We start from the raw sequence: 13,235 nt of genomic DNA on the forward strand, positions 1-13,235 counted from the left end.
TAAGGCAGATAAGCAGATGCCCCTACGGTCGTTACGACGGTAGGGGTTCCTTCGCTTGTCTGCCCAAAACCGATTATAGGTTAATTTATTCAATTAAGGAGAATACAAGTGATTCATCAATATATTAACAACGGCTTCCATATTATTATGGATGTCAACAGCGGTTCCGTTCATTCGGTGGATCCGGTCATGTATGACGCGGTGAAGATTGCAGCAGGCATGGTGCCGGAGATGGAAGAGCCTCAGAACCTGGGAGAAGAGGTTGGACAAGAAGTCATCCGCCGTCTTTCTGAACCATACGGAGAAACAGAGGTAAAGGAAGCCCTGGAGGAAATCCAGTATCTTATCGACAGGGGAGAGCTGTTTACAAAGGATCTGTATCACGATTACGTAGTCGATTTTAAAAAGCGGAGCACAGTGGTAAAAGCACTTTGCTTACATATTGCTCATGACTGCAACCTGGCCTGCAAATATTGCTTTGCGGAAGAGGGGGAATACCATGGCCGGAGGGCGCTGATGTCCTTTGAAGTGGGGAAAAAGGCCCTGGACTTTCTCATTGCCAATTCCGGCAACCGAAGGAATCTGGAAGTGGATTTCTTTGGCGGCGAGCCGCTGATGAACTGGGATGTAGTAAAACAGCTTGTTGAATACGGCCGGAAAAAAGAGAAAGAATATAATAAGAACTTCCGCTTTACCATGACCACCAACGGCGTTCTGTTAAACGATGAGATCATGGAATTCTGTAACCGGGAAATGAGCAATGTGGTCTTAAGTCTTGATGGCCGTAAAGAGGTCAATGACAGGATGCGTCCTTTCCGCAGCGGAAAGGGCAGCTATGACCTGATCGTTCCCAAATTCCAGAAGTTTGCTCAGCTTAGAGGGACTAAGGATTATTATATCAGGGGCACTTTTACCCGCCAGAATATGGATTTTGCAAAGGATGTCCTGGAATTTGCGGATCTTGGCTTTTCAAGCATGTCCATAGAGCCTGTGGTAGCCCAGCCGTCAGAGGAATATGCCATCAGGGAAGAAGATCTTCCTCAGATCCTAGAGGAATATGATAAGCTTGCAGTGGAATACATCAGCAGGCAAAAGGAAGGAAAAGGGTTTCATTTCTTCCATTTTAATATTGATTTGAATCAGGGGCCCTGCGTGGCAAAGCGCCTGTCCGGCTGCGGTTCGGGGACGGAGTATCTGGCAGTAACTCCCTGGGGAGATCTTTATCCATGCCACCAGTTTGTCGGTGAGGAAAAATTCCTTCTCGGCAATGTAGATACAGGTGTGACAAATTTACAGATCCGTGATGAGTTTAAGCTTTGCAATGTCTATGCCAAGGAGAAGTGCAGGGATTGCTTTGCAAGATTTTACTGCAGCGGAGGCTGTGCGGCCAATTCCAATAACTTTCATGGAAGCATCACGGATGTTTATGAAATCGGTTGTGAAATGCAGAAGAAACGGATTGAATGCGCCATTATGATCAAGGCAGCTTTGGCCAAAGAGTAAGAAGGAGCCGCATTATGGCCAAAAGCCATGGGCAAGGAAGGGGAACTATCCGGCGGGTATTCTTCTTCATGACCCAAAAGCATGGCAAGGAACAGGAAAGGAGAAGAGTGATGAAAAGTAACAAAGGCAAGGGCCTGTTAGGGCTGATTGTTTCACTGGCATTGGTTGGATTATTTGCTTATTTTGGCTATACCACGATGAGCGACATTAAGCTAGGTCTGGATCTGGCAGGGGGGGTCAGCATTACTTACCAGGCAAAAGAAGAAAATCCCAGCGCTGAAGATATGAAAGATACCATTTATAAGCTGCAGCAAAGGGTTCAGAATTACAGCACAGAGGCTGAGGTCTACCAGGAAGGAAACAACCGGATTAATGTTGATATTCCAGGTGTCTCAGATGCCAATACAATATTGGAAGAGCTTGGAAAGCCAGGTTCTCTGATTTTTGCAGATGAAACCGGTAAAACCATATTAAACGGAAATCAGGTGGCAACGGCAAAGCCGGTAATCACCGAGAATAACGGCATCAAGGAATATATGGTGGATCTGACCTTTACAGAGGAAGGAAAGAATCTATTCGCAGATGTTACCACCAAGAATGTGGGAAAACGGATTGCCATTATCTATGACGGCAAAATGTATTCCAATCCTGTGGTCAGAGAGGCCATTACCCAGGGACAATGCCAGATCAGCGGCATGACCTCTTATGAGGAAGCGGAAACACTGGCTTCCACCATCCGCATCGGTTCCCTTTCTCTGGAACTGGAAGAGCTTCGCTCCAATGTAGTAGGAGCCAAGCTGGGACAGGAGGCCATTACCACCAGTTTAAAGGCTGGCGCCATTGGTTTTGCCATTCTGGCAGTATTTATGGTAGTGGTATATTTAATCCCAGGAATTGCTTCCGTGATTGCATTATCCATTTATGTGGGTATTATTTTAGTCCTTCTGTCTGCATTTGAAGTGACTCTGACCCTTCCGGGTGTCGCAGGTATTATTCTATCTGTGGGGATGGCGGTGGATGCAAATGTTATTATTTTCACACGTATCAAAGAAGAAATCGGTTATGGCAAGACGGTTAAGTCTGCCATTCAGGCAGGATTCAATAAAGCGCTGTCCGCAATCATTGACGGAAACGTAACCACCCTGATCGCGGCAGGCGTTCTGTTCTGGAGAGGCTCCGGTACGGTAAAGGGCTTTGCCTCCACCCTGGCGATCGGTATTGTTTTATCCATGATAACGGCTCTCTTTATTACGAAATTCGTTTTAAACATGCTGTTCCACTTAGGCTTTGAGGATCCCAAGTATTATGGAATCAAGAAAGCAGGAAAGGTGATCCGTTTCCTCTCCAAAAAGAAGCTGTGGTTTGCGGGTTCTCTGCTTGTGATAGTTGTAGGTCTTGCATTTTTGGGAGTCAATAAATCCCAGACAGGAAGCATTTTAAATTACAGCATGGAGTTTAAGGGCGGTACTTCCACCAACGTGACCTTTAATGAGGACATGTCCCTGGAAAAGATATCATCGGAAGTAGTGCCTGTAGTAGAAGGCATAACAAAGGATGCGGATGTTCAGACCCAGAAGGTTGCAGGTACCAATGAAGTGATCATTAAGACCAGAACCTTGACCGTGGATGAGCGTGAAGCCCTGAATAAGGCCATGGTGGATCATTTCGGCGTAGAGTCGGAAAAGATCACTGCGGAAAGCATATCCGGAGCCATCAGCCAGGAAATGAAGCGGGATGCCATGATTGCCGTAATCATCGCTACCATCTGCATGCTTCTTTATATCTGGTTCCGCTTCAAGGATATCCGGTTTGCTGGAAGCGCTGTCCTTGCCCTGGTGCATGACGTTCTCATCGTGCTGACCTTTTATGCCCTGTTAAAGTGGTCCGTTGGCTCTACCTTTATTGCATGCATGCTGACCATTGTAGGTTATTCCATCAATGCCACCATTGTGATCTTTGACCGTATCCGGGAGTATTTAAAGACCCAGGTAAAGCTTGGGCTGGAAGAAGTTGTGAACTTAAGTATCAGCCAGACCCTTACAAGAAGCATCAATACCTCCCTGACGACCTTTATCATGGTGTTTGTTCTGTATATCCTGGGAGTGTCCTCCATACGTGAATTTGCTTTGCCGCTGATGGTTGGTATCGTATGCGGTACGTATTCTTCCGTATGCATAACAGGTTCTCTGTGGTATGTGATGACGGTTCAAAAAAAGGGGAAAAAGGAAACGGCAAAAGTAACTGCTAACCACGGAAAGAAATCTTAAGAAAGGGACGCCCTGGGGGTATCCCTCATGCCCGGAAGACCTGGGCAGGAAAAGGAAATGCAAATGAATTATAAGATTATTGCAAGGGATGGACGTGCAAAACGGGGATCGGTGACCACCGTCCACGGTACGGTCCAGACCCCGGTGTTCATGAATGTGGGTACGGTGGGAGCCATTAAGGGGGCTGTTTCTACGGATGACCTTCGTGAGATCAAAACCCAGGTGGAGCTGTCAAACACCTATCATCTTCATGTCCGAACCGGCGATAAATTAATTAAGGAATTTGGCGGTCTCCACCGGTTTATGAATTGGGACCGCCCCATTCTCACTGACTCCGGAGGATTTCAGGTGTTTTCCCTGACCGGCTTACGGAAAATAAAGGAGGAAGGGGTTTACTTCCAGTCCCATATTGACGGGCACAGAATCTTCATGGGTCCGGAGGAGAGTATGCAGATCCAGTCCAATCTGGCATCTACCATAGCCATGGCCTTTGACGAATGCCCTCCTCATCCGGCCACCAGGGAATATATGCAGAACAGTGTAGACCGTACCACCAGATGGCTGGAACGGTGCCGGAACGAGATGGCAAGGCTCAATTCACTGCCGGATACCTTAAATAAGGAGCAGCTTCTGTTCGGCATTAATCAGGGCGGAACCTTTGAGGACATCCGGATCGCCCATGCCAAAACCATTTCTGCCATGGACTTAGACGGTTATGCCTTAGGCGGCCTTGCTGTGGGAGAAAGTCATGAGGAAATGTACCGGATCTTAGAGGAGACGGTTCCGTATCTCCCGGAGAATAAGCCCACCTATCTGATGGGTGTGGGAACCCCTGCCAACATTTTAGAGTCTGTGGACAGGGGAGTGGACTTTTTCGACTGCGTTTATCCGTCAAGAAACGGACGTCACGGTCATGTGTACACCAATCATGGAAAAATGAATTTATTCAATATCAAATATGAACTGGATCATAAGCCCATTGAAGAAGGCTGCGGATGTCCGGCCTGCCGTTCCTACAGCAGAGCCTATATCAGGCATCTTCTAAAGGCAAAAGAAATGCTTGGCATGAGATTATGTGTCTTGCATAATTTGTATTTTTATAATACAATGATGGAAGAGATCCGCGACGCAATCGAGAATCACCGTTATGGGGAGTACAAGGAACAGAAGCTTGACCGCATGATGGCGGGGCAGACTTCCTGAAAAGGGGGGACAAGCAGGCGGCGGATCGTTATATAAGGAGGAAATGGTTATGTTATCAGCAACGGGCGGTACTATGGGCATTGGTTTCTGGGTTATTTACATCGCAGTAATCTTTGGTTTCATGTATTTTATCGCAATCAGACCGCAGAAGAGAGAAAAAAAGAAACAGCAGGAGATGTTTGCAAACATTGCAATCGGCGACAGTGTTTTGACTTCAAGTGGTTTTTATGGTGTCATCATTGATATGACCGATGATACAGTGATCGTAGAATTTGGCAATAATAAGAACTGCAGGATTCCTATGCAGAAGACTGCGATTGTACAAGTTGAAAAGGCACAGGCTTAAAAAAAACAGGGTACCCGGAAAGAGGTTTACTTTTTCCGGGTGCTTTTTTTTTGGGGGGGCCGATTGTTTTTAACCGTCACGGTAGTGGCGGATTTTTTTATATCATAGAAACGTGTGTCTTGTAATTTAAAAGTCCTCCGGCGGGAGATTCTACAAAAGCAGACTTCCTGCTCTTCATACGTAAGCGCTCCAGATTCTCCCGTCAGCATGGGATCTTTTTTGGCTATGATGAAATGAAATTTCTTAGAAAAAATATATGATAAGGCATTCACAAAGAATTATATATAATTACCACAAAAAGTATGAGCCAAAAACCAGATTTTACAGTAATAATTAGCAATAATTCCGAAAAGAAATATTATTACATTATGATATTGACATGAAATAAAAATTCATTTACAATTCGAGATGTAAACACAAACCGTATTCAGCAATGAATACGAATCATGTATTGGAGGGCTACATAGATGAAAATGAGCATGTTTATGGAAAAAAGTCTGGCTGCTTTGCTGGCAGCAGGTATGACGGTCAGTCTGATGGGATGCGGAGGCCAGACAACAGAATCTGCACAGACAGAAACAGCGCAGCAAACGACAACTGCGCAAGGGTCGTCAGCAGGAAGCGAAACAAGCGGAGGAGAGGTCACACTGGAATTTCAGCAATGGTGGGGGGTAGAATTACCAGATGGTGTCCTTAAGGAAATCTGCGATGGATTCACAGAACAATCAGGGGTGAAAATCGAATTATTAAGCAATCCGTATGCAGATACCAAGACACAGATTGCAGCCGGAGCGGCGGCAGGAACCATGGCAGATGTAGTAGGTCTTGACGGATCATGGGTTTATGATTTTGCAAAACAGGGTTCCATTACCAATATGACGGAGCTGATGTCAGCAGATGGTTATGATGACGGACAATTATCTGATCAGATAAAAGTAGAGGGAAAAACATATATGATCCCGGTGGTCAACTTTGCTTATCCCATGTATGTCAATAAAACGCTGTTAGAATCAGCGGGTATTTCAGAAATTCCCAAGACATGGGGGGAATTTACGGAAGCCTGTAAAAAAGTTTCAGCAGCAAATAAAGGAGCTGCAGGCTGGGCCATTCCCTTATCAACAGAATCACCCAGCGGGATCCAGAACAATTTCATGAGCTGGTTATGGGCTTCAGGCGGAATCATGCTAAAGGATGGGAAACCGGCTTTGACAGATAATCCGCTTATGGCAGATACCGTTGATTTTGTAAAAGGTTTATTCGATGCAGGTGTGGTTGCACCGGGTGCTTATTCCATGAAAGAAGCAGATATGGTGGAGGAGTTTACAAACGGCCGCGTTGCATTTATGACGGATTCACTTGCCCATTTGACAACGATCAAGAAAGAAGCGCCTGACTTAAAATTTGAATTCATGCCTGTTCCGGTAAAAGAAGGTTATACAGGAAAGAGCGGGATGGATGTGGCCAACTGGGGCATTGGGATTGCAGAAAACTGCGAGCATAAAGCAGAAGCCATGAAGTTTGTGGAATACCTAATGAGTCCTGAAGTAAATGCCAGGCTTGCAGTGTATGCAAATGCCTTCCCTGGAAATATAAATGCCAAACCAGACTATTCCAAAGCGGATGAGTTATTTGTAAAAGCATATGAATTATACCAGCAGTGCTACGCAATCAATGAATTTACCGGGCTTCCCACATCAGAAGAATTAATGAGACAGTTTGATGAGCAATTACAGTTATCCATTGACGGGGATACGGCTTCAACCGCTGATATGCTGTCCGCAACACAGGAAATTTGGCAGGGAGCATTCCAATAACAACCAGTCAGGCTGCATGATAGAAAAGTGCAGCCTGATCTTAAAAAGGAGGGAATGAGTGAGTTGGCTAAGGAAAGAGAAACAACGAAAAAGGAAAGCAGCGGTAAGACGTTACAGGCAATGAAAAGAAAGCGTGAACCTTACCTTTATCTCCTTCCAACGATTGTGCTGATGCTTTTATTGCTGATTATCCCCATCTGCATGGTGGTCCGGTATTCGTTTTTTGATAATGTAATTGTCAAGAAAGATCCTGTATTTGCCGGGCTAAAGAACTATGCCATGATCCTGTCAGACAAAACTTTTTTTGTTGCAGTGAAAAACACCTTGTTTTTTGTGGGGGCCAGCGTAATTGTTCATATGTTTTTAGGAATGCTGTTTGCCATACTTCTCAATACAAGGTATATAGGAATAAATTTGAAAGCATTTTTCCGGGTGATTTATGTATTGCCCTGGATGTTTACGGCATCAGTTATCGCCATCTTATGGAAAATGATGATGAATCCCAATGGAATTATAAACTACTTACTGCAAATCACGAATCTCACATCTTCCCATATCGAATGGCTGGGTTCCCGGAATTTCGCATTATTTTCAGTAACGCTGATCAATATATGGGCTGGATATCCATTTTATATGGTCAGCATCCTGGCAGGACTTCAGGGGATACCCACGGATCTTTATGAGGCATCGGCCATTGACGGGGCCAATGCAGTACAGCAGTTTATCCGCATTACCATTCCCCAGTTAAAGCCCATTATTATCAGCTTGTTCATGCTGGATTTTGTGTGGACCATACAGCAGTTTGCCCTGATCTGGATGACCACAGGCGGGGGACCGATCAATGCCACAGAAATGATAAGTACATTTATTTATAAAAGGGGATTCAGTAAGTATCAATATTCCCAGGCCTCTGCATCGGCAGTGATCTTACTGGTTGTTTGTTCCGTCATAGCAGTTTTTTATGTGCGGCATCAGAGAGAGAGGGACTGATTATGGTAGGAAAGAAAAAGTGGTACATAAAACTATTGATTATGATCCTTCTGGGAGCCGGAGCGCTGTTTTCGGGGTTCCCCATATTATGGATGCTCCTCAGCTCCTTGAAACCCAATGGGGAAATCTTTGCATGGCCGCCTATATGGATATCAGAGAATTTCAGTTTGAAAGCATATAGTTCCATCTTTCACAATCCTGAAAAGGTGAGATTTTTTATCAACAGCTATTGCATTGCAATGCTTGTGGTAATTTTGACCCTGATTATTGGGATACTTGCATCGTACAGTTTCAGCCGTTTTAATTTTCCGGGAAAAAGCGTTATCAATACCCTCATCGTCAGCGTGCAGGCAGTACCTCCCATCACCCTTCTGATCCCATATTTAAGCCTGATTGTCAGCTTGAAATTATATAATACTTTTGGAGCGCTGATCCTTACGTATATGCTGTTTACATTGCCCTATGCCATTTTGATGATTACGGGATACATGAATACTCTGCCAAAGGATTTAGATGAAGCGGTAATGATTGACGGCGGTTCCAGGTTTGTGGCTCTTTGGACTGTGCTGGTCCCGGTATCAGTTCCCGGACTGGTTTCCGTGGGAATGTATACCTTCATGCAGGCATGGAATGAATATTTGTTTGCATTGGCATTGACCAAAACAAATGAAATGCGGACGGTACCGGTGGGCATCAGTTTACTCATGGGGCAGCATGCGTATGAGTGGAATCAAATGATGTCCATGAGCGTTTTGGGCTCCTTGCCGGTATTGATGCTCTTTTTGTTTTTCCAGCGGTACTTTATTGCCGGAATGACAGCAGGAGCTGTAAAAAATTAATACGTATGATTATCCGGAAACGGAAATCTAATAAAAAAGTTGGAGGAAAAAACTATGCTATTAAACATGAAAGAACTGCTGGCGGCTGCAAATGAAAACAATTTTGCTGTGCCTGCATTTAACATCAGCTCCTATGCGATGTTCAATGGAATTATGGAGGCCTCAGAAGAGGAACATGCACCGGTTATTATTTCGATCCATCCCGATGAATTGAGCCATATTGGAACAGATATCATTCAGGCAATCAGGCAGAGGGCTTATAAAACAAAGATACCGGTATGCATCCATCTGGATCATGGCTCATCCTTTGAACAGATCATGATTGCCATTCAGGCAGGATATACCTCTGTTATGATAGACGGCTCCAGCCTTCCTTTTGAAGAAAATATTGCTGTTTGCAAAAAGGTATGTGAAGCGGCACATGGGGCAGATGTATCGGTAGAGGGCGAACTGGGCACAATCGGAACCACCGATTCCGCAGAAACAGAAAATCAGGTGATTATTTATACAAAACCGGATGATGCCGCTAAATTTGTAGAGGAGACAGGGGTTGATACACTGGCAATCGCGATCGGAACCTGCCACGGATTATACCCTGCCGGAATGAAGCCGGAATTAAAGCTGGATTTATTAAAAGAGATCAAATCCAAAGTATCCATTCCCCTGGTACTCCATGGAGGATCCAATAATCCGGATAAAGAGATCGGGGAATCAGTAGCATTAGGGGTCAATAAGATCAATATTTCCAGCGATATTAAAGCGGCATATTACATGAAAATGAGAGAGGTTTTAAAAGACGGCAGCCTTCGGGAACCCAATATGATTGAACCGCCGTGCATAGAAGCCATGAAGGAAGTGGCATATCACAAGATCCGGCTTTTTAAGGCGGACGGAAAGGCTGCACGTTACTAGGGTGTGGCTGAAGACTGCATGTTCCAAGATGTGCGTTACACTTTGTAGGAGATTTGTTCCGGCTGAAGGTGCACAGCGGATTAGGCCAACCAAATTTGGAGCAAATATGCCCCAAAGTGAGACGTGCAGACTGGAGCAGATCTTTTTATGGGAAATGGCATATATAGCATGAGAGGGCGGGCGGATAGAATGAAGGCAGAGGAAAAATATATTGAAACATTTGAACAAATAGAACCATTGATCAGAAGAAGAATTGAAAAGAATGCTTTCACGGCACTGGGTTACACCAGTAATCTGGATGTATTGTGTGATTTTCAAATAGAAGTATTCAATGAGCTTTTAAGCAGATCTCTTCCCAATGGGGATCTAGCCGGAATGAAAGCCTCAAAAGAGATCACGGATATGGAGGGGTTTTTGGAAACCATTGTGTATTTCTGCACCCATGGAATCGGCGGAGAAGTTGATATCTCGGATTTCGGTATAATCAGGGATACGTTTGAAGTAAAAAAAGGCATGGGCGGGACTGCGACCCAGGGGGCTATGGCTTTGGCAGCAGTCACATGCCCTTCCATCATTCATTTGACAGATGATTCCAAAGAAGTATGCGATATTTTAAATTCACCATATATTTATACGGTTTCCAACAAAGGAGAATTAATCCATACAGATCAGATTACACAAACAGCAGAGCAGGAAATACATTATATCATTCAGTTTAAAAAGGGAGATGTGATTTGCCTTGGCAGCCAGAAGATCACAATTCCAGCCTCAAACAGACTGATCATAACCAAAATTACAGTCAATGAAGCGCTTCCTTTCTCGGATTCCTTCTTCACCTACGTAGAAACTCATGCCGCAAATATTAAGAGCAATGTCCTTTCCAGCTTTAATGCCATTCAGGATAAAGGGATCTTGGAACAAAGGCTGGCTTATGTAAAGGAACATATCAAAAAATATAAGGCAAACAATGAGGCTGGCATCGTATATTTTGAAGATGCACATTATCATAATAAGGAAATCCGGCAGGTATGCCTGGAGACGCTTTATCCCTATGTTGATATTTTGAGTTTAAATGAAGAAGAATTAGAGTACACCCTCAGCATGTATGATTTCCCCATAGAAATCAATGATATCCATTCCTGCATAAAGGGAGCAGACTATATCAAAGAACGGTTTTCTGTAAAAAAAGGAATCATTGTACACACCAAGGATTATTCCATGTATCTTGGAGAAACATTAAGCGGGGATATTGAAAAAGGATTAATGCTGGGCAATATGCTGGCCACTGCAAAGGCGGTCAATGGGTGGTATGGTACAAAAGAACAGATCCGTGAAGTCATAAAGCTGCCCTTAAGTGAAAAAGGAATGAGAAACAGGGAATTGACAGCAAAAGAGCATTTTCCCTGGGAGGTGGTTTTCGTGCCGTCGAAATACATTGACAAACCAAGGTATACCATTGGATTAGGAGATTCCTTTGTAGCCGGCGTGCAGCTGTGTTTTGAATAAAAAGCTTGAAAAAGGGCGTGATTTACGGCAATATAATAAGGTATGAAGGGAGGGACATGATGTTAGACAAACCCGTATTGGAAGTGATCAAGGATAATTATGCAAAAATATTCTCAGCGGAGAAGAAAGTAGCGGATTTTGTTTTGGAACATCCACAGGAAGCGGTGGATGCCAATGTTTCTGAATTGGCAAAGGCCAGCGGTGTGAGTGATGCAACGGTTGTGCGCATGTGCCATCATCTGGGATATAAGGGATATTATCAATTCCGGCTGATGCTGGCAAAGGATGTGGGAAGAGAAGAGGGAGAAGAAATTGAAGAATTGCAGAACACCCCCAATCCTGTCATGAAGATTTTCCAAAAGTATGTGAATTCATTAACAGCCATAGCGGAATGCATTGATGAAGAAGATATGCGGTCCTGTGTGAATTTGATAAAGGAATGCAGGCAGGCTCATGTTTTAGCGGTAGGAAATACAATGCCTCTGGCACTTTATATGGGTTTCAGATTAGGAAGACTGGGAGTGAAATGCACCTATGGCATCTCGCCGGAATATTTTTTGAATCATGTAAATCTTGCTGATAAAGAAGATATTATTATAGCCATTTCCCAATCCGGAAGTTCCAGACAGATTATACAAGGCATGGAATTAGCCAGGGAAAAAGGTCTTAAGATGATGGCCATCACCGGATACAGGCAGTCACCGGTATCGGAGCTGGCTGATTACGTATTGATCTCCAATGGAAGAAAGGAATCCTTTGATTATTATAAAAATTACGCTCACTTAAAAGAAACGGCATTAATTGATGCATTGTTGGAATTGCTGACAAACTGGAAAAAAATTGAGGAAACGGACGCAGATAAGCCTGAGGTCATTTTATCTGAATATAAATATTGACCCGTATGGACCCGGGAGAGTCTGGCGCTGCACAGGAAAGGAGCGGTCTGATGAAACGGTCAGAAATTAATAAGGGAATAAAAGATATGGAGCAGCTTATCATGGAACACAAATTTGAAATCCCCCCTTTTACAAAATGGACTGCCGGGGAATGGTCAGATAAGGGACATGAATATGATGAAATCAGGGATAATAAGCTGGGCTGGGATATTACGGACTTTGGTCTGGGAAAATTCAGCCAGACCGGTTTTTCCCTGCTCACCATCCGCAATGGCAATTTAAACATGGATCAATATAAAAAAACCTATGCAGAGAAGCTGCTGATGCTTTATGAAGGGCAAACAGCTGCCATGCATTTTCACTGGAATAAGATGGAAGATATTATTAACAGAGGCGGGAATGATGTGTATATCACTGTGTATAACGGATCGGAAGATGGAAGGATTCTGGATACGGATGTGACTGTCCGCATGGATGGGAAGCTGAGCATCGTCTCTGCCGGAACAAAAGTAAAATTATCTCCGGGAGAAAGTATAACCATTACTCCCTATATGTACCACGATTTTGCGGTCCCGGATACAGGCGGAAGCGTACTGCTGGGAGAGGTCTCCATGTGCAATGATGATGACAATGACAACCGGTTTTATGATGCAGCGGTAGGAAGGTTCCCGGAAATAGAAGAAGACGAGCCGCCGTACCGCCTGCTTTGCAATGAATATCCGGAAGCAGGGCAAACGTATTAAGAAGGAATGATCAAAAACAGAATCGTAAATATATTAGAAGTCCTTATCAGTGCTGAAATACTGATAAGGACTTCTTGAGTGCGCCCGGCGGACGCAAGTTCCAACGGGTGCAAGTCCCGAATCCGCCCGTGCACATCAACTATTGAAAGCGCCGTGTACCGAACAGTACGTACGTGGAGGCTCTCTCCGGCCTGTATTCCGGCGTCAGTATACACC

The 13,235-nt window shown here is 44.3% G+C and carries 11 protein-coding genes; all 11 read left to right on the plus strand.

Annotated features, from left to right (window positions below; all coding sequences use genetic code 11):
• Positions 1 to 108 precede the first annotated feature (108 nt).
• The 11 genes from scfB to CLOSA_RS03130 all read left to right on the plus strand — a co-directional run bounded on the left by scfB (position 109) and on the right by CLOSA_RS03130 (position 13,019).
• Positions 109 to 1,503: a thioether cross-link-forming SCIFF peptide maturase gene (gene scfB, locus CLOSA_RS03080; RefSeq protein ID WP_013271323.1), complete on the plus strand. Its 1,395-nt coding sequence runs from the start codon at positions 109 to 111 to the stop codon at positions 1,501 to 1,503.
• 110 nt (positions 1,504 to 1,613) lie between these two features.
• Complete coding sequence (locus CLOSA_RS03085) at positions 1,614 to 3,770, plus strand: protein translocase subunit SecDF (RefSeq protein ID WP_041708837.1); 2,157 nt, start codon at positions 1,614 to 1,616, stop codon at positions 3,768 to 3,770.
• Between the two features lie 63 nt (positions 3,771 to 3,833).
• Complete coding sequence (gene tgt, locus CLOSA_RS03090; protein WP_041708839.1) at positions 3,834 to 4,973, plus strand: tRNA guanosine(34) transglycosylase Tgt; 1,140 nt, start codon at positions 3,834 to 3,836, stop codon at positions 4,971 to 4,973.
• A gap of 49 nt (positions 4,974 to 5,022) precedes the next feature.
• Positions 5,023 to 5,319, plus strand: a complete 297-nt coding sequence (gene yajC / locus CLOSA_RS03095) for a preprotein translocase subunit YajC (RefSeq protein WP_013271326.1) — start codon at positions 5,023 to 5,025, stop codon at positions 5,317 to 5,319.
• Positions 5,320 to 5,786: 467 nt separating this feature from the next.
• Positions 5,787 to 7,133: an ABC transporter substrate-binding protein gene (locus CLOSA_RS03100; RefSeq protein ID WP_013271327.1), complete on the plus strand. Its 1,347-nt coding sequence runs from the start codon at positions 5,787 to 5,789 to the stop codon at positions 7,131 to 7,133.
• Positions 7,134 to 7,187: 54 nt separating this feature from the next.
• A complete protein-coding gene (locus CLOSA_RS03105; RefSeq protein WP_081442999.1) occupies positions 7,188 to 8,123 on the plus strand; it encodes a carbohydrate ABC transporter permease in 936 nt (311 codons plus the stop codon).
• A gap of 2 nt (positions 8,124 to 8,125) precedes the next feature.
• A complete protein-coding gene (locus CLOSA_RS03110; protein ID WP_013271329.1) occupies positions 8,126 to 8,962 on the plus strand; it encodes a carbohydrate ABC transporter permease in 837 nt (278 codons plus the stop codon).
• A gap of 54 nt (positions 8,963 to 9,016) precedes the next feature.
• On the plus strand, positions 9,017 to 9,874 hold the full coding sequence (locus tag CLOSA_RS03115; protein WP_013271330.1) for a ketose-bisphosphate aldolase: 858 nt from the start codon (positions 9,017 to 9,019) through the stop codon (positions 9,872 to 9,874).
• A gap of 147 nt (positions 9,875 to 10,021) precedes the next feature.
• Entirely contained in the window at positions 10,022 to 11,380 is a 1,359-nt protein-coding gene (locus CLOSA_RS03120) for an ADP-dependent glucokinase/phosphofructokinase (protein ID WP_013271331.1), read from the plus strand.
• Positions 11,381 to 11,436: 56 nt separating this feature from the next.
• Positions 11,437 to 12,276, plus strand: coding sequence for a MurR/RpiR family transcriptional regulator (locus CLOSA_RS03125; protein ID WP_330362178.1), 840 nt, complete (start codon positions 11,437 to 11,439; stop codon positions 12,274 to 12,276).
• A 50-nt stretch (positions 12,277 to 12,326) separates the two neighbouring features.
• A complete protein-coding gene (locus tag CLOSA_RS03130; protein WP_013271333.1) occupies positions 12,327 to 13,019 on the plus strand; it encodes a D-lyxose/D-mannose family sugar isomerase in 693 nt (230 codons plus the stop codon).
• Positions 13,020 to 13,235 lie beyond the last annotated feature (216 nt).

It is taken from the genome of [Clostridium] saccharolyticum WM1, from assembly GCF_000144625.1.
GTDB classification, from domain to species: Bacteria; Bacillota; Clostridia; order Lachnospirales; family Lachnospiraceae; genus Lacrimispora; species Lacrimispora saccharolytica.

Bases quoted from the DNA above. Each gene is read 5' to 3' on its own strand.
- CLOSA_RS03085 (WP_041708837.1), top strand. From the start codon at position 1,614: ATGAAAAGTAACAAAGGCAAGGGCCTGTTAGGGCTGATTGTTTCACTG.
- tgt (WP_041708839.1), top strand. From the start codon at position 3,834: ATGAATTATAAGATTATTGCAAGGGATGGACGTGCAAAACGGGGATCG.
- yajC (WP_013271326.1), top strand. From the start codon at position 5,023: ATGTTATCAGCAACGGGCGGTACTATGGGCATTGGTTTCTGGGTTATT.
- CLOSA_RS03100 (WP_013271327.1), top strand. From the start codon at position 5,787: ATGAAAATGAGCATGTTTATGGAAAAAAGTCTGGCTGCTTTGCTGGCA.
- CLOSA_RS03105 (WP_081442999.1), top strand. From the start codon at position 7,188: ATGAGTGAGTTGGCTAAGGAAAGAGAAACAACGAAAAAGGAAAGCAGC.
- CLOSA_RS03110 (WP_013271329.1), top strand. From the start codon at position 8,126: ATGGTAGGAAAGAAAAAGTGGTACATAAAACTATTGATTATGATCCTT.
- CLOSA_RS03115 (WP_013271330.1), top strand. From the start codon at position 9,017: ATGCTATTAAACATGAAAGAACTGCTGGCGGCTGCAAATGAAAACAAT.
- CLOSA_RS03120 (WP_013271331.1), top strand. From the start codon at position 10,022: ATGGGAAATGGCATATATAGCATGAGAGGGCGGGCGGATAGAATGAAG.
- CLOSA_RS03125 (WP_330362178.1), top strand. From the start codon at position 11,437: ATGATGTTAGACAAACCCGTATTGGAAGTGATCAAGGATAATTATGCA.
- CLOSA_RS03130 (WP_013271333.1), top strand. From the start codon at position 12,327: ATGAAACGGTCAGAAATTAATAAGGGAATAAAAGATATGGAGCAGCTT.